Below are 15,800 nucleotides of genomic sequence, written 5' to 3' on the forward strand. Positions count from 1 at the left end.
GAACTCCTCGGAAACGCCTGGCGTTAAAAACCAGGCCCCGGATGGAAAATGAGTCACGCTATTTCATTTGGCGGCTCTTCTGGACGCTGACCGTCGAAACTGACTCTGTTGCAGGTTTTTCTCATTTCAAAGCTTCACCATTAACTTACCCTTGTTTCCACCGGTCAGGAACAGGCCCAGACCGTTCATGGCCGATTCCAACCCTTCCAGAACATGTGCCCGGTATTTGACCTGCCTGTTCTGAACGTAGGGCATGAGCTTGGCGTGCAGCTCTTTCGTCTTATCCTTGTGATCGGGCATGGTGAAGCCGTGGATCGACAGGCGTTTCTTGATGATGCGCATCCAATTCGGGCCGGGACGCGGGTTCGCGGAAGTGTAATCTGCAATCATGCCGCACACCACAATACGACCGTGTGCATTCATCCGCTCGAACACATAGTCCTGGATCGGGCCCCCAGTATTCTCAAAGTAGACGTCGATACCCTCCGGCGCCAATTCATCCAGTTTCGCGCCCAGTTCGTCGGTCTTGTAGTTCACGGCGCCGTCAAAGCCCAAGTCATTAACAATCCAGTCGGCCTTCTCATTGCTGCCAACTACACCGATGACCCGCAAGCCATCGGCCTTGGCCAGCTGCCCCACGATCGAGCCGACAGAGCCGGCTGCACCGGACACCACCAGGGTTTCACCTGCTTTGGGATCACCATAACCATACAACCCTTGGGTGGCAGTCAGCCCTGGCAGCGCAAATACCGACAGTGCCATTTCAGGCGGCAGGCTTTTATCCACCTTGTTCACGCCTGCACCATCCGTCAGCGCCATTTCCTGCCAGCCAAACATCCCCATGACCTGATCCCCGACGGCAAAATCGGGATGATTGGAGGCGACGACCTCGCCAATACCTGACGAACGCATGACGTCGCCCAGTTCCACTCGGGGAATATAGCTATCCGTGTCTGCACTCATCCAGCCCATCATGGCCGGATCGAGGGACATATAAGTCTGCCGAACTAACAATTCGCCGTCGGCCGGCTCCGGAACGGTTTTCTCAATCACTTCGAACAGCTCTGGCCCGATAGTCCCCGCTGGCCGCTTCACAAGGTTGATTGCTTTGTAAGTACTCATGGATGACTATCTCCTGAAGTGATTGAAAGAACCGGTACCAACTATTGATGTGGGGACTGGAGCTCTTTCTTAAAAGGGCACTACCGAATTCCGGCAAAATTTCCGCGACTCGCCGGGCACGGGAAACCGGGAAAGGATCACGGCAGTCGACACACGCCAGTGTCCTCGGTGTGGAGGTGCCGCCCTCCTTTGCCGGATCGGCAATGACAATAAACCCGTAGAATAAGTGGGTTGGTGTTGAACCAAAAAGCCATTTGCACACTACTCTGCTAACCTGCTCAATCTTTTGATGCAAACGGAGTTTCTGAATGATTACAGTTCACCACCTCAACAATTCCCGCTCACAACGCGTTCTCTGGATGCTGGAAGAGCTGGGCGTTCCCTACGAGATTCAACGTTACGAGCGTGATCCCGAAACTATGCTGGCGCCTGCCAGCCTGAAAAAAGTGCACCCGCTGGGTAAATCACCGGTGATCACTGACGGCGACCTGGTGGTGGCAGAGTCCGGCGCCATCATCGAATACCTGGCCCATACCTACGGCAAAGACACCATGCTGCCGGAAAGCGGTGGTCAAGCCTGGCTGGATTACACCTACTGGATGCATTACGCCGAAGGCTCGTTGATGCCGCCACTGGTGATGCGCCTGGTGTTTGAAAAGGTCAAAACCAGCCCAATGCCGTTTTTTGTCAGGCCCGTGGCAAAAGGCATCGCCGACAAAACCAACCAGATTTTCATCGGCCCGATGATCAAAACGCACCTGGATTTTGTCGAAGCCCACCTGGCGAACAACACCTGGTTTCTGGGTGATAACCTCAGCGCCGCCGACATTCAGATGAGCTTTCCTCTGGAAGCCTCTGTAGCGCGGGGCATCGTCGGCAACAGCCGACCTCACATCACCGCCTGGGTGGAACGAATGCACGCCAGACCGGCTTACCAGCAGGCGCTGGAAAAAGGCGGCGAATACGATTTCGCATGAAAACCGGGGTAGGTTGACCAGCCCGTCACCGATTCAAACTTTCAATTGACCCCAGGGCAAGGGCGCAGCGAGTGCTGCGCCCTTGCCCTGGGGAAAGCGGCATCATCCCAATGCGATCGGGCCAGTTTCGTTGCTGCCAAATGCACATGAGCAAGCTGAGAAACACCTGGCCCTCGCGGTTACTTAACCGTGATGGTAATTTTCTCGGACATGACTGGCGGCTTATGGGGGATGTGCAGGTGATCGCCCACCAGTAATTGCAAAGTATGCTCGCCCGGAGTCAATTCAAGGGTGGTTTGGGTTTGTCCACCACCAAAGTGAATGTGGTGCTCATCGGCAGGAATCGGTTGGTCCGATGCCGGTAACTGGTCAACATCCACGAGCAGGTGATGGTGGCCGGTGGCCTCGCGCTCCACGCCCGCCGGGGCTACTCCCAGCCCCTCCAGGCCGAACCTCACCGTAACCGGCGAACTCAAGACCTGACCATCAACTGGCGTCACAAAATACACCCCTGCTCCGTCCGGCGCGGGAGTCGCTCCGTGAACTCCGGAAACCATCGAAGCCACAAGAACAGAGCAAAAGACCAAACGCTGTGCACTATCGATTATGTTCATGACCCATTCCTTGAGTGAGAGAATCATTTTTTAATGGTAGGACAGGTTTCAGGATCTTGCTGACTATCGTCAGTGCCATATGAAATTGCCCTGGAGGGGTTCCGGCACCGAACCAGTGGCCCGGCTTGCTCAATTGAGGTTTAATGCGCCAGACACTCACTTGCCTGCAAACACGCTTGTCACTATGCACACCGTTATATCGCCCCAGCAAAACGTTTCTGAAATCGAGATAGAGCAGGCCATCCGCACAGGCATCGAGCGCTATTTCGACGATTGCCGGGCGCGGGTACCGGCGTTTATCGACCGCCATTTCCATTACCCCGGTGCCATTGCGACCAATCGGATGGCGCTGGGATGGGACATGTTGCGAGCGCCCGTCAATCTGCTGTGGGCGCCCGTGTACGCCCTGGTATGCCTGTTAAAAATTCTGACGCCCAAACGAGCAGGCTTGATGTGGTTGCACAACTTTGCAAGTCGTGTCCCTGCTGGTTTAACCACCCGGGTACAACAACACATCTCGCACCTGATCCTGGTGGACCTGTTGAACGATGGTCAGGAGGGCCCATTGCTGGACCGCTACCTGATTGAGGCGCTGGAGGCAGTCTATGAGCGCCATACCCCCGCTCCGACCGATCACCAGCGGTTTACCAAACTGATTGGACCGTTGGTCGCGGACACGCTCAGTCAGTATCGGGTAACCCGAACGGCGTCTGCCGACATTACCAACAGTATTTCATGCACGGTGTTGGGCGCGTTTGCGTTCCAGAAGTTTACTCCGGGTGGTATCGGGCTCGGGGTGGTGCTCGCATCCATGGTCGCAAAGACCCTCGCCGCCCGGGATTTTATTCTGGGTGAAACCATCGGAAGCTGGTATTACAGCTGGTTTCCCCCAGAGCCGTCACTGATGACAACGGTCAGCGTTATGGTTGCTGTCATGGCCTCCTTGGCGGCGTTTGCTGCTTTGTCCGGTGTTATTTTCGATCCGGTCCAGGCGGCGGTCGGCTTGCATCGTCGGCGCTTACACAAGCTACTGAACCACCTTCAAAGGGACGTTTCCCTCAGCACGCAAAGCAGCTTTCGCCCGAAAGACCAGTTTGTGGCGCGGATTCTGGACACATTCGACATGATCAGATCCGGTTTATTATGAACGGTTTGTCGCGGGCCGAATGGATCTGAGTAAATAATTCAAGACTTTGCTATGCAACGCCATTTAATTAGCGTACTGTCTCGGTCGTTGGAAAGATTTAGCAAAGCATTTCACGAATAAGAACTTTTGTGTTGTCAAACCTCTTGTCCTGTTTCTGATCCTGCACGTTTTTATATTTCCCGCATATCGCTGATCAACGATCACAACGATCTCTTGACGGCACATTATTGATTAAAATCAGGATAATTATTATGTCTACTATTAAAGGCAACGTTAAGTTCTTCAATGAAGCAAAAGGTTTCGGCTTTATTACTCGTGAAGGCGGTGCAGACGTTTTTGTTCATTACAGCTCTATTCAGGGTGGCGGATTCAAGACTTTGGCCGAAGGCCAGGAAGTTGAATTCAGCGTAACTGAAGGCCAGAAAGGCCCACAGGCTGAGAACGTTATTGGTCTGTAAATAACAGCCAATACGTAATGAAAAAAGGCAGCCTTAGGCTGCCTTTTTTATTGGTGTTTGTGTTGTGGATTCACAACAATGTTGTGCCCTCCCCTCCCCTCAGCGTTCGCTACCGCAAAGTTTAGCAAAGCTCAGAGACTTACCCTTAGTGTTAGGCGCCGGATTTCTACCGCAGGAAGCTAGCTGCCGGCAGTAGATGAGAGGTTGGCTTTATTTCGGATGTACTCTGACAGGTTGAAACCCTCAATGGCGTCCGGCAAAGCCTTAGCGATACGGTAAACTTGGCCATCCAGCGTACATGGCTGTTCATTCAGGTTAAAAACTCGCGCCTCACAGGGGTGACCGTTAGCGTCCAGAACCAGTTCTACGACAGGGGTTAGCCTATTCTCAGGACTGGCGGCCAGTACAATGGCCACTTCTCCACTGTTTAGCTCTACCAGGCTGCCGGGAGGGTAGATGCCAATCATTCTTATAAATACTTCTACCAATTCGGCGTCGAACTGGGGACCACTGTTTTTATAAAGCACGCTCAGGGCATTGCTGGCAGGCATGCCTTTTCGATAGACCCGATCGCTGGTCATGGCGTCGTAGGCATCAATTATCGATATAATTCGCGTGAAATGATCGATGGAGTCGGCTTTCAGGCCAGCGGGGTAGCCCTTTCCGTCCAGTCGCTCATGGTGCGATAAAGCAGCTTGACCGATTTCTGGCTCAAGCTGATGCTCGGAGTCCAGCAGCTCAAAGCCCAAATGCGGATGCTGGCGCATGATACGCCACTCTTCATCATCCAGAGCACCCGGTTTGTTTAGAATAGCCGAAGAAACCCGCATCTTGCCCACATCATGAAGCATGCCGCAAAGGCCTATGGTTTCCAGCTGCTCATCGGCCAGGCCAAGATAGCGACCAAACGCAATGGCGAGGATCCCAACCCGGACACAGTGTTCCGCAGTGTAGGCATCCTGGTCACGGACACGAGTTAGCCAAAACATGGCGTTGGCATTATTGGAGATGCTGTCAATGCAGCTGCGTACGATGTTACGCATGCCCGAAAAATTGGCAACTTCGCGGTCAGCTATGTTTTTGAGAAGACCCGCAACATGATTATAGGCTTGACCAAATTGATTGATAGCGTTGGGCAGCTCGATTTCCAGCGGTCTAACTTCCGTAAAAGCGGGTGCTGAACGGGGTGAAACAGACGGCTTGGAACTATCCGTTTCAACCTGGCCAGCTTCTTCACCTGAAGACGCTACGGTAATAGTGCGACAATACCGTTTTAAGATGGCTAGCTGTTCTTCATTCTCAATCACAAAGCTCTGGAACAGTACTGGAACTTCATTCCAAGGCCTGTCCAGGGCAGTGACCCGCATTCCAACCTGAGCCTGAAAGCTTAAAATATCCTTGTCCCGATTAACGTCCAACCGCTTAATTGTCTTTTGTTCAGGCTTAGATTTAGATTTTCGAAAAAGCGGCATATTACATTCCGAGTCGTGTCACCACTGCAGACTCAAGATTACCTGAATAAATGTTCACTGTTCAGTCATAAAATGTAAAACCTTTAGCGTACTCGCTCCAGATCGGGTAAGCCCGCAAGGAGATGGAACTCAATGGCCACCAATCCGCCCTTTTCTCAGGCTTGTGAAAACAACAAATCGCTTATCCTGTAGCAGCTCCACGAGACCTTCGATGCACCAGGGAGAGTATTGGGAGTGGGCACAGCAACCGGTTGCGGGCACTCAGAAGTGTCATCGAGTCCAGTTGACATGTCCTGGCCTTCACTGAAGGATGAACAACATGACTATAAGCAATCAAGAACCCGAAACCCCGAACAACGGCCCGTCAGAACAGCTCCTTGAGCAACTCGACGCGGCCATCAGCCGCCTTGCGGAAGCCAATGCCATTCATGGCGTATCGCCAGTATTCGAGGTGATCGATGCGGTAAAACCCCTGATGTTCAGCCCGGAAGGTCTGGAAGCGCTTTATCAACGCGTGCCTGCCATAGAGTCAGCCAGCTTTTTTGGTGGCAGCGACTGGGACTATCCCCAGACACTGGTACCCTCCCTGGCCGCACGCACGGTTCGCCACGGGGAACCGGCGGCAACATTGGTTGAAAGCCTGAGCCAGATTCGCCTTCTGGCGGTGGCCAAAGGCGATTACACTCACGCGTCTATTTCTGCCGAACACGCCCATCATTTCCTCGCCCAGGTACTGGCGATGAATCTCGATCTGGTGGCCGGCGATCTCCATGAGAGCGACCGGCTCCGGCACGAACAGCTCGGTTACGCCATTCAGAACCTGTATCACTATCTGCTGCAGCATCTTGGTTATGAAAACCTGCTGGAACATCTGATCGCCGAAGTCTGGCGGATTCTGGCGCAGCGCCCTGTCCAGGTCGCAGGTGTTAAACACATGGTGACCCAGATAGCAGTCTGCCTGGAAAAACCGGGCGCGCTGGGAGGCGAAGTCAGCGACGACGCGGTGCGATTGATTAACGCCGTGTTCAGCCCCACCCAAGGTTGCCGCGAAGATCCCGGGTTTGAAGTTTACGCTGAACGATTGGCGGAAATGGACGAAGCCACTCTGTTACAGGAAGCGATTGCCTTTGCCGGGGCCATGCACTCTACCGGCCTGGTGTCGGCTTACATGCCGGTCTTCATACGTTACCTGCGTGGCCGCTGGAACGAACTGATTCCCACAGCCCTGGGGCTGAGCTACACAGGGGCCGACGCGTTTCATTGCTACCCGGCGTTGATTCATCAACTAATCGACGAAGCCCTGTTTCCAGAGACCAGCCAATGCGCCTACGGTCTGGCCATGATGCTCGAGCGGGGCATTCTCTACGCGCCCCCCGTGGCGCCGTCTCTCTGGCGCCAGCTACGCCTGTCGCTCTGCGACGCTGCGGCCAAGAAGATTGTGGCCGTCTTCGGGAGCAGCCGTTCCCCCGAATGTTTCCTACTCGCCGACGTGCTCAATGTGCTCGGGCGCCCGCTGGGCATCGGACAGGGCAACTACCCCACCTGCCAGTCTACGCGCGCTCTGTCTATGTGGGCCTACAACATGCCGTCAGAACTGCTTCGGATCCTGGCGTGGGCGGCGCGGGACGATGAAATCGTGATGCGCTTTGAAGGTAACAACATATCCTCGCGGGAACTCGGTGCTGGCCTCGCGTCGGAGCCGCCGGTGGATGTGGATGCGGTCTCCTTGCTGACTGTGCCGCATCTGGATCGCATCTATTTTGAAATGGGTCGGCGCAGTATTGGCCGTGGAGAAGATCCCCACAAATGGGTCAACGCAGAATTCCACGGCGATCATGTCGGCCACGGATTTCGCATTGCCGTCGACGTTTTCACCGGCAAGCTGAAAGACTTCGACGGTTTTATCCGCGATTTTTATGCGTCCTATCACCCCTTCTACAACGGCAACATCCCGGTCATTAATCCACAACCGGCCGGTATTGCGGTCACCGACAGCGCTACTCGCTTTCTGGGCTGGCACGCCATCACTATCCAAAGGCTGGCGCTGGATGCGGACAAAATCATGCGCGTCTACTTCTTCAACCCCAACAACGACAGCGGGCAGAACTGGGGCCAAGGCATAGTAACCTCTACCCAGGGCCACAACGAACGTTTTGGTGAAGCCTCGTTACCGGTAGCGGAGTTCGTATCACGCCTGTATGTCTTTCACTATGACCCGCTCGAAAAGGGTGAGCCGAGCGATGTTCCAACCGATGAAGTCAATCGGGCCATGGATCTGGCGAAAGGCAGTTGGGCCGCGGGACGTTAAAGAACCGGCTGCTGGCTTTCAACCAATACCTTTCGATTGCAGCCACTGACTGATCTGCGCCTGGTTCATGGCACCGCTCTGGCGGGCCACTTCCCGGCCATTCTGAAACAGGATCAGGGTGGGTATGCTGCGAATACCAAACTGACCAGCCGGCCCAGGGGATTGTTCCGTGTTCAGCTTGGCAAAACGCACTTTACCCCTCCAGGCTTTCGCAGCCTGCTCGAACTGGGGTGCCATCATCTTGCAGGGGCCGCACCAGCTGGCCCAGAAGTCCACCAGCACCGGCACATCACTGCGCCCGGTATGAGCAGCAAAGCTCTGGTCATTCAATTCCAGAACCTGATCCGGCCACAACGGCTGTTTGCAGGCACCGCAATTGCCGCCGTATGACAGTTTATCTGCGGGTACGCGATTTACTTTGTGGCAATGGGGGCACACGAGGTGTCGAATGTTAGTCATGATTGATCCGTCTCTGATTCGCTGGTTGTAGTAATGATCAGGGCAAATGGAGAGAAATCAAGCGGCGAGCCTTAGCGCCATAATGGGTCACGACTACGCTTCGGCACTGGCTCCTTAGTTCACTAGCGCACCGACTGACCAACTCCCTCAGCGTAGGTTAGAAGCTCATCCTGAATGCCAGCTTTCTTGGCTATTCAGTGTTCCTGACACCTCAGACCCGAAAGGGAGTCCTATGAAAAAGCTACATTCACTCCTGTTTTATGCATTGCTCACACCCACCATCACCCTGGGTTCCGGACATTTGCTCGCCGCACAAGGCAGTAGCGAGGATACCGATTTGGGCGAGCAGAGCATGGGCCACGATGCGGACCCCGCAACGCAGAGCCCTGAGCACGACAAAAAGGTTATTAAGTCCAAATACAATACTGCTGAGCCAGCGGGTCAGAACACAGGCGCCCAGGCTGGCACGCAGAACAGGGACAACATGGCATCGCCGCCGGCAAATGGCATAGCGGCGAGCGACTTGATCGGTGCTGAACTCAAAACCACGGGTGACCAGAGTGTGGGCGAGATCAGTGACCTGATCATTGGCCAGGATGGCAAGGTCGCGGCTGTTGTCGTCAACGTCGGCCAATACCTGGGTATGGGTGAGAAACACGTCGCCATCGATTGGAACGCAGTAAAGATGTCCGGCAACCCTGATGATCGGGAGCTGCGGGTCGAGATGACCGGTGAGGAGCTACAATCTGCGCCGAGTTATGAGAAGTCGGAGCGCTAAATCAGTATTCGACGGGCTGCGAGGCATCAACCACCTCGACCACCGCCGGGCGCATGGCCATGTAAGCGAAAAACATACCGCCAACCCAGATCACGGCAGAGAGAAATGCAGCAATGGTTCAAGGTACATCGATGGAGAAAAGTCCCGGCCCGGTTATCCGGGGCCGGCACTTTTCATGCAGACATTTTAGAGGTTCATGCAGCTAGCATAGTAACTTGTCGTGGCTGGCCAGTCGGAAAAAATACCGATAACGCCCACCTCCTTTGCCAGCACATCGATCACCTTAAACGTATCGCCATCATTGTTGATCGCGTCGGTGATGGTCTGGTGATACCAGCCCCCACCTTCTGCCAAAGGACCGCTCCGCTCAACTGTCCAGGCGATGAGATCAAGCCCGGCAGTGTTCGCGTTCTCTGCGTATTCCGATGGCACGATCTCCTGCTGGCCATTCAGGGTCAACATTTTCCAGAGCGCTGGGGCAAGAATGTTCACGCCCTGAGCCGCAAGGCCTTCCATGTAGGCCAAGGAAACGTTTTCTGGATCGTTGGGTTTTTGGTCAAGGAAAACCGCCTGCTCACCGAAAGCTGGCGTTTTGTTTATCCAGTACAGAATGTCGTCCAGTTTGAACGATTGGGGCCAGACGTCTTCCGGTGGTACCCCGGCATTGATGTAGTCCTGAATCATCTGCCGGGCATAATCCTCTTGAGTATACTGTTCCTGGTTTGGACCGGTGAAGGGCATCGGCACCACTGGTGTTTTCAACTCTGGCGTAAACTTCATCCCCAGCTCTTTCAGCAATGAGATGCTTTCCTGATGAGTCATTAAGGTGCCATCAGTGGCGTACAGGTCCGTTCTCCAGGCCGCAGTGCCAGCCATATAATCCTCGACGTTGGTGGCCTTAGGGTTGAAGGCATCCATTTTGCCCCGGAGAGTCTTGAACTCGGCCAGGGTAATGTCACTGGTTCGGCATTCTGCCTGAGCCTGCGTGCCGGAGGCTGCATCGGCAGGAACAAACGGCTGGGTGCACTTCTCGGCCAGTTCTGTGGCGAGAATGTTAGTGGTGGTGTGCAGGTCATTCTGCGCATGCCGGCAGACCAGCTCCAGGTCCTTAGTAAAGGCAACATCACACTCGACGATGCCTGCGCCCATCTTTACAGCGGCAACGTATGACTCTCGGGTATGCTCAGGGAACTGCAAAGGTGCTCCCCTGTGGCCTATGGAAAAAGTGCTGGAACGGAAGGGCCCGCTTTCGCACGCCTGGAGCGTTGATTTCAACTCGCCCTCGTCCATGTCATTAACCAGGTAGAAAGGCCGCGGACCCAGCTGAACTGAATGGTCACCAACTTCCGACTGATCCGGAGAGGTTGTAGGAGATGGCTCGTCATTATTATCGTCATTGCAGCCGGCCAGAAGCGCAAAAACCATTAGAGGCCAGATCAAACGTTGTTTCATTGCGAAAAATCCTTTTAGTCAATGGAGGCGATCTCGGATTACACCAAAGACAATAGGGCAAAGATAAGACGATAATATGACTGTTTCGAGTAGCGGCGCCGGGATAGAAGTAGAACACGTTGCCGAGATGTTCAATGCGTCTGAGGCCTCGGGACGCATTTTGCTGCGAGTGTCTGCGATAACGCCGATTTTTAATGCTTAAGCCTCATTTGCCTTACGATAGTGACCCTGATAATCAAAAAGCCGCTCCCGCACCTGCCAATAATGCTTCTGCTTGCGAGCAATCACAAAATCCGGCGCCGGCAGCAAGGCCTGCACCTCAAGCACCTCATCCGCGCTGCTGAACGCTTTCGGGGCCTGGCTATTGGCGAAGCGCCGCCCGAACAGCTTATTAAAAACGGTGCGTTGTGCCGGTTTGCTAAAATCAAACGACTCGCTGAGTTCCTCGCCCTCTTCACCGTGATAGGTGATCCTCAGTTTGCTACCACCAACACCTAACGTGATCCCGGCGCAGCGAATCACCATGGCATCCTTGAGTTTCAGCGCATCTCTGAGCTGATCATCCGGGTCGATAATGGCTTTTCGGCACTGGAGGCAGTTGCGAGCCGCAATATCATTCTCGCCACCGCAATGCGGGCACTCTTTGAAACGAAAACGGTAATCGCACTGCTGCGGGCGAGGGCGACCACTCTGCACGGCAGGTTTATCGGCTTCCGCAGGTTCCAGCAGCCCCTGACACCGCCGCCCGTAGTGCTCGATCACACGGCCTTCGCTGTCCGTTTTACCCCAGAAAATATTGGCAAACCCACAGCCGGGGCAGAACACCTGTATCGGCTCACTGTCAGGGTTCGGTTTCGGCTCCCCCACTTCCGGATGATGCAGATTCACAGAGTTGTTCGCGTAATCCATCACCAGGCAGTCCTGCTTACCGTCGTCCAGGCGAAGACCGCGGCCCACCATCTGCTGATACAGGCTGACCGACTGGGTAGGGCGAAGAATGGCAATGAAATCCACGTGAGGCGCATCAAAACCCGTGGTGAGCACAGACACGTTCACCAGATACTTCAACTGCCGCTGCTTGAAACGCTGAATCAGCAAGTCCCGATCCTTCAGATCGGTCGCGCCGATCACCAGGGCGGTTTGGTGCTCTGGCAGATAACCGGTGATCTCCCGCGCATGATCCACCGTGGCCGCAAAGATCATCACCCCCTTGCGTTCAGCGGCAAGCGCCACCACCTGTTCGATGATGGCGCGAGTTACACGCTTATGCTTCCCCAGCAGCTGATTAACGTCTTTTTCCGCATACTCACCAAACCGGTCCTGAGCGAGGGCGGAAAAATCGTATTGCGCCACGGCCGCATTGACCAACTCAGGCTTTGTCAGATAACCGCGGTTGATCATGTAACTCAGCGGCAACTCATAGATGCAGTGCACAAACGGCTTGTCCTGCTCGTCACCGGAGCCGCGGACAAAACCCCGGTAGTGATAGCGATAAATCCAACCCATCGCCAGGCGATAGGGGGTGGCGGTCAAACCGAGCACTTTCAGGGAATCATTCTGTTGCCGCAGCAGCTCGATGATCCGTTGATACTGGCTGGTTTCTTCACCGCTGACCCGATGGCACTCATCAATGATGACCAGCGAGTATTCATCCCGGAACTGACCCAGATTTGCCGATACCGACTGCACACTGGCAAAGGTCACCTGATGCAGGTTTTCCTTGCGCTTCAGCCCGGCGGAGAAGATGCCACCCACTAACCCATAACTCTGGAACTTGGCGTGATTCTGCTCCACCAGCTCTTTGACGTGGGTCAGCACCAGAATCTTGCGCCGGGCAAGACGGGCCAACTCGGCGATGACCAGGCTTTTGCCAGCGCCGGTTGGCAGCACGATGACCGCCGATTCGTCGGACTTGCGGAAATGGTTCAGCGTGGCATCGACGGCTTCTTGCTGGTATGGCCGCAGCTTGAAAGGTCTGCTCATTTAGAGGGGCTTAATCATTTAATGGGAACAGAATTCTCTGCGACGGATTCGAGTGCATCATTATACTCCGCAGCGACCTTGACTGCAGGAACGCAAAACTCTGCAACGCAATTGCAAAACCCTGCAAAAACCTCCTCTGGTTCGAGAAAACTCCCTGCAAGCGCAATAAATTACTGATAATCTCCCGAAAAACATGAAACCTGCCGCGACTTTATTGCGCGCATACGGCGCTCCTGCCTGAAGAATAATCATGAAAGTAGCCCTGAAGATCACTGAAAGTATTCTTGCCTGGATTGTCACCCTGATCGTCGTGCTGGCATTTTCTCGTACAGTGCGATTCGATGCGGCCTCCGAAGTCATCATCGACGCTCTAATGTTGCTAGCCCTGCCGTTGGTCTGGGGCGTGAGCTCATTAACCTTCTGGCACCGCGAAGAAACGTCCTTCTCCTATTCCCAAGCGCTCGCCTTTCCTGCGTCAGTGGCATTGGGTGTGATTGTGTCATTGTTGATCGGATTGCTGCCTGGCATCGATCTGTCGTCAATTGAGTACCTGTTGTCTATTGTCGCCTTCGTGCTCATCGCCGAGATCTATATCGAAAAGCGCATAGCGCAAGGTCGGCAACCGGCAGCAGACCCGCTGTCGAAGACGTTCTACGTCGGCGCCTGTACCGTCATGCTGGGAGGACTCGTCGGTCTATTCGGCGCCCTGCTGTATGGCCGCTTACGGATGGAAGGCCTGATCACGGGCTATCCGCTGGCAGATAACATCTCCCTGTTTATTTTCAACGATGCCTACGACTGGTTTTTAAACAATGGTTAGATTACTCATTCTATGCGCCCTTCTCTCGGTCGGGGTTTACAGTTACTCAGCCTCACTGATCAGTGCCGGTCGGCAAATTTTCGAGGCGATTCCGTTCCCCAAAGCGGCAAGAGCCGTGTTCGAACAGGTGCATGAGCTCATCGAACCGACAAAAATCAAATTCCCGGAGACCAGGTTAAAAGATGCCTTGCGCTCCAGTTTGCGAGAAGGGGTTTCGGCGGTAGCCTCCGCCGGGTCCACCAGGGCTTTGGCAAATGCCACTCCTGAGACCCACGAGTTGAGCATAAACACCAATGTCGACAACCCCGATATCAAGATTATGAATATCGGGCCCAAGTATCGAGATGGGATAGAACTGACTCCTGGTGACTATGACATTCTGGTCGAGAAGAATGGCTATCGTTCCAGCCGCTTCTGGGTTGAAATCGAGGACAGCAAAACCAAAGGCAGTAAAGTCGCTCTAGACGTTGTGCTTGATCCACTCGGGTTACCCGGTTGCACAGACAAGCTGATCATCGGCAACCATGCCGGTGCATTCTATGGCGATGGCGGAAACATCGTTCAGTACCAGGTGATGTTTGAGAACGTCGACATGAACGATCTCTATCAGTCGTACGCGAATACGGCCAAAGCAACCGAGTACTACTACGTGTACGACACGGTCGTTTTCTCGGACTATGTCGAGTTTCACATTGCCAGCCCGACAAGCCTGAGCAAGAGCGACATCACCGAAAACCTGACCATAAACGTGGATATGGATCGGTTTATTGTCAACAAGGTCATCTTTGAGCAGCAAGGCTCAAATGTGCTGTTCACCACGCAAATGTTTATGCCACCCGGAGTTGCCATTACCGATGTTGATAAAGGTTTCATCTGCGAAAATGTATTCACGTTCTAAATACAGCATTGTTCTGCTGATGGCACTACTGTCTTATGGATGTGCGTCCCAAAACTTTATTTCCAGTGACGGTTTTGACGTGTATGTGTCTGAAAAGCGCTACCTGAATGAATCGTGCGGCAACCTGGAACTGATGAAAAAAGAATTCGACAGCAATGCCAGGCACGCAACCCGAAAACACCTCGGGCTGGAGCCGTTCAAGTACGACATTGCAAGCCAACACGAACGCGAAATGATTAACAAAAACGGCCGCTACATAACCTATGCACTGGCTACCAATTGCCGTTAGGCTTCTCGCTCAAGAAACAGGCATACATAGCGTAGAACAGCGCCTACCCTCTTAATGGTGACCGCCGGGGCCATGAGCGTGACCGTGCGCTAACTCTTCTGCATCGGCAGCGCGAACGTCGACGATTTCAATATCGAAGGTCAGGGTTTTACCGGCCATTGGGTGGTTGGTGTCGACATCGGCAAACTTGAGGCCGACCTTGGCGACCACCACATGGCGACGGCCCTGCTCGGTTTGTACTTGGGCGACCATGCCTGGCTTCCAGCGCTTGGCACCCATCAAGTGCTTGACCGGTACGCGCTGAACGGCATCGGCTTTACGCGCGCCGTATGCTTTATCCGGTGTAATGGTAACGCTGAAGGTATCGCCGGCGTCACGACCTTCCAGGGCTTCTTCCAGGCCCCGGACAATGCCGCCGTGGCCATGCAGGTAGGCGTTCGGCTTGCCGCCGCGGGAGTTTTCAACAACGTTGCCTTGTTCATCTTTGACGCTGTAGTGAAACACGACCACTTGATTCTTTTCGATGGGCATAGGGTTCTCTCCGATGGTTTGAGGTGCGCCATTATAACCGGGTGCGGCGCTGGCTCCAGAGGGGCCTTCAATCAAGTATTTTCCCGAGCCAGGAATACCTGTGAAGCCACACCGATGGCGGATAATCAATCTGTCCCGAGTTAGAAAGACACGGACACCGGTAGAACCAAAACATTCACTGGAGACGAGTTCGCGACTTACCTCTCTGGGCGTGCTGAGCAAGCTACAGCAAAGGTCAAAAGATGCAGCGTTTTCTCAGCGGTGCGTTGGGCACCCCGCTGCGCCGCCCGCTTATCGATCCAGTACATCACAAACAACACCATCTATGCGAAAGGATGAGTTGCACGACCTTTTCGGCAAGCCCCGCAAATAATCCCTTTCCGAATCGAGCACGGTAACCACCGTTTAATCGCGCGTCAGAGGACAAAGCGTTTACCGCTACACTGAAGCCACCGATGGCTGATACACTGGCGCCAGCCAAATTTAGTCACC

General features: G+C 54.2%; 16 protein-coding genes. 8 read left to right on the forward strand and 8 right to left on the reverse strand.

The annotated features are described in order from the left end of the window. Positions 1-126: 126 nt before the first annotated feature. Positions 127-1,122, reverse strand: a complete 996-nt coding sequence (locus tag C7H08_RS11680; RefSeq protein WP_106672000.1) for an NADP-dependent oxidoreductase — start codon at positions 1,120-1,122, stop codon at positions 127-129. 308 nt (positions 1,123-1,430) lie between these two features. On the opposite strand from C7H08_RS11680, the gene C7H08_RS11685 reads away from it, so the two are divergent. Beyond that, positions 1,431-2,099, forward strand: a complete 669-nt coding sequence (locus tag C7H08_RS11685; protein ID WP_106672002.1) for a glutathione S-transferase — start codon at positions 1,431-1,433, stop codon at positions 2,097-2,099. Positions 2,100-2,278: 179 nt separating this feature from the next. Here C7H08_RS11685 and C7H08_RS11690 read toward each other — a convergent pair whose 3' ends face one another. After that, on the reverse strand, positions 2,279-2,713 hold the full coding sequence (locus C7H08_RS11690) for a DUF4399 domain-containing protein (protein ID WP_106672003.1): 435 nt from the start codon (positions 2,711-2,713) through the stop codon (positions 2,279-2,281). Between the two features lie 160 nt (positions 2,714-2,873). Between C7H08_RS11690 and C7H08_RS11695 the strand changes: the two genes are divergently transcribed. Both C7H08_RS11695 and C7H08_RS11700 read left to right on the forward strand, forming a co-directional pair. Further along, positions 2,874-3,860, forward strand: coding sequence for a DUF6635 family protein (locus C7H08_RS11695; RefSeq protein WP_227663125.1), 987 nt, complete (start codon positions 2,874-2,876; stop codon positions 3,858-3,860). Positions 3,861-4,111: 251 nt separating this feature from the next. Continuing rightward, positions 4,112-4,318 (forward strand): cold-shock protein, encoded by a 207-nt coding sequence (locus C7H08_RS11700; RefSeq protein WP_044383919.1) that lies wholly within the window; start codon positions 4,112-4,114, stop codon positions 4,316-4,318. A 179-nt stretch (positions 4,319-4,497) separates the two neighbouring features. Here the strand turns inward: C7H08_RS11700 and C7H08_RS11705 are convergent, their stop codons facing one another. Beyond that, entirely contained in the window at positions 4,498-5,790 is a 1,293-nt protein-coding gene (locus tag C7H08_RS11705) for a cyclic di-GMP phosphodiesterase (RefSeq protein ID WP_106672007.1), read from the reverse strand. A gap of 319 nt (positions 5,791-6,109) precedes the next feature. On the opposite strand from C7H08_RS11705, the gene C7H08_RS11710 reads away from it, so the two are divergent. After that, a complete protein-coding gene (locus tag C7H08_RS11710; RefSeq protein WP_106672009.1) occupies positions 6,110-8,098 on the forward strand; it encodes a hypothetical protein in 1,989 nt (662 codons plus the stop codon). Between the two features lie 18 nt (positions 8,099-8,116). Here C7H08_RS11710 and trxC read toward each other — a convergent pair whose 3' ends face one another. After that, positions 8,117-8,557, reverse strand: coding sequence for a thioredoxin TrxC (gene trxC, locus C7H08_RS11715; protein WP_106672010.1), 441 nt, complete (start codon positions 8,555-8,557; stop codon positions 8,117-8,119). A 232-nt stretch (positions 8,558-8,789) separates the two neighbouring features. Between trxC and C7H08_RS11720 the strand changes: the two genes are divergently transcribed. Further along, the gene (locus C7H08_RS11720; protein WP_106672012.1) at positions 8,790-9,335 is read left to right on the forward strand and encodes a PRC-barrel domain-containing protein; all 546 of its coding nucleotides are present in this window, start codon (positions 8,790-8,792) and stop codon (positions 9,333-9,335) included. A 186-nt stretch (positions 9,336-9,521) separates the two neighbouring features. Here the strand turns inward: C7H08_RS11720 and C7H08_RS11725 are convergent, their stop codons facing one another. Beyond that, a complete protein-coding gene (locus tag C7H08_RS11725) occupies positions 9,522-10,787 on the reverse strand; it encodes a glycerophosphodiester phosphodiesterase family protein (RefSeq protein ID WP_106672013.1) in 1,266 nt (421 codons plus the stop codon). Between the two features lie 198 nt (positions 10,788-10,985). Further along, positions 10,986-12,770 (reverse strand): DNA repair helicase RadD, encoded by a 1,785-nt coding sequence (gene radD, locus C7H08_RS11730; RefSeq protein ID WP_106672015.1) that lies wholly within the window; start codon positions 12,768-12,770, stop codon positions 10,986-10,988. A 250-nt stretch (positions 12,771-13,020) separates the two neighbouring features. Between radD and C7H08_RS11735 the strand changes: the two genes are divergently transcribed. The 3 genes from C7H08_RS11735 (at position 13,021) to C7H08_RS11745 (ending at position 14,777) form a co-directional block, all read left to right on the forward strand. After that, complete coding sequence (locus tag C7H08_RS11735; RefSeq protein ID WP_106672017.1) at positions 13,021-13,590, forward strand: hypothetical protein; 570 nt, start codon at positions 13,021-13,023, stop codon at positions 13,588-13,590. A gap of 115 nt (positions 13,591-13,705) precedes the next feature. Continuing rightward, positions 13,706-14,488, forward strand: a complete 783-nt coding sequence (locus C7H08_RS11740) for a hypothetical protein (RefSeq protein ID WP_106672018.1) — start codon at positions 13,706-13,708, stop codon at positions 14,486-14,488. Further along, entirely contained in the window at positions 14,472-14,777 is a 306-nt protein-coding gene (locus tag C7H08_RS11745; protein WP_106672020.1) for a hypothetical protein, read from the forward strand. The genes C7H08_RS11740 and C7H08_RS11745 overlap by 17 nt, the downstream gene beginning before the upstream one ends. A 51-nt stretch (positions 14,778-14,828) precedes the next feature. On the opposite strand, the gene C7H08_RS11750 is transcribed toward C7H08_RS11745, so the two are convergent. Continuing rightward, positions 14,829-15,308 (reverse strand): FKBP-type peptidyl-prolyl cis-trans isomerase, encoded by a 480-nt coding sequence (locus C7H08_RS11750; RefSeq protein WP_106672021.1) that lies wholly within the window; start codon positions 15,306-15,308, stop codon positions 14,829-14,831. Between the two features lie 197 nt (positions 15,309-15,505). Further along, the gene (locus tag C7H08_RS11755) at positions 15,506-15,631 is read right to left on the reverse strand and encodes a DUF1294 domain-containing protein (protein WP_106672023.1); all 126 of its coding nucleotides are present in this window, start codon (positions 15,629-15,631) and stop codon (positions 15,506-15,508) included. Positions 15,632-15,800 lie beyond the last annotated feature (169 nt).

Source organism: Marinobacter halophilus, from assembly GCF_003007685.1.
GTDB lineage: Bacteria > Pseudomonadota > Gammaproteobacteria > Pseudomonadales > Oleiphilaceae > Marinobacter > Marinobacter halophilus.

Coding starts and splice junctions, on each gene's coding strand:
- C7H08_RS11735 (WP_106672017.1), top strand. CDS start 13,021: ATGAAAGTAGCCCTGAAGATCACTGAAAGTATTCTTGCCTGGATTGTC.
- C7H08_RS11720 (WP_106672012.1), top strand. CDS start 8,790: ATGAAAAAGCTACATTCACTCCTGTTTTATGCATTGCTCACACCCACC.
- C7H08_RS11685 (WP_106672002.1), top strand. CDS start 1,431: ATGATTACAGTTCACCACCTCAACAATTCCCGCTCACAACGCGTTCTC.
- C7H08_RS11745 (WP_106672020.1), top strand. CDS start 14,472: ATGTATTCACGTTCTAAATACAGCATTGTTCTGCTGATGGCACTACTG.
- C7H08_RS11750 (WP_106672021.1), bottom strand. CDS start 15,308: ATGCCCATCGAAAAGAATCAAGTGGTCGTGTTTCACTACAGCGTCAAA.
- C7H08_RS11680 (WP_106672000.1), bottom strand. CDS start 1,122: ATGAGTACTTACAAAGCAATCAACCTTGTGAAGCGGCCAGCGGGGACT.
- C7H08_RS11690 (WP_106672003.1), bottom strand. CDS start 2,713: ATGAACATAATCGATAGTGCACAGCGTTTGGTCTTTTGCTCTGTTCTT.
- C7H08_RS11755 (WP_106672023.1), bottom strand. CDS start 15,631: ATGGTGTTGTTTGTGATGTACTGGATCGATAAGCGGGCGGCGCAGCGG.
- C7H08_RS11725 (WP_106672013.1), bottom strand. CDS start 10,787: ATGAAACAACGTTTGATCTGGCCTCTAATGGTTTTTGCGCTTCTGGCC.
- trxC (WP_106672010.1), bottom strand. CDS start 8,557: ATGACTAACATTCGACACCTCGTGTGCCCCCATTGCCACAAAGTAAAT.
- C7H08_RS11705 (WP_106672007.1), bottom strand. CDS start 5,790: ATGCCGCTTTTTCGAAAATCTAAATCTAAGCCTGAACAAAAGACAATT.
- radD (WP_106672015.1), bottom strand. CDS start 12,770: ATGAGCAGACCTTTCAAGCTGCGGCCATACCAGCAAGAAGCCGTCGAT.
- C7H08_RS11700 (WP_044383919.1), top strand. CDS start 4,112: ATGTCTACTATTAAAGGCAACGTTAAGTTCTTCAATGAAGCAAAAGGT.
- C7H08_RS11710 (WP_106672009.1), top strand. CDS start 6,110: ATGACTATAAGCAATCAAGAACCCGAAACCCCGAACAACGGCCCGTCA.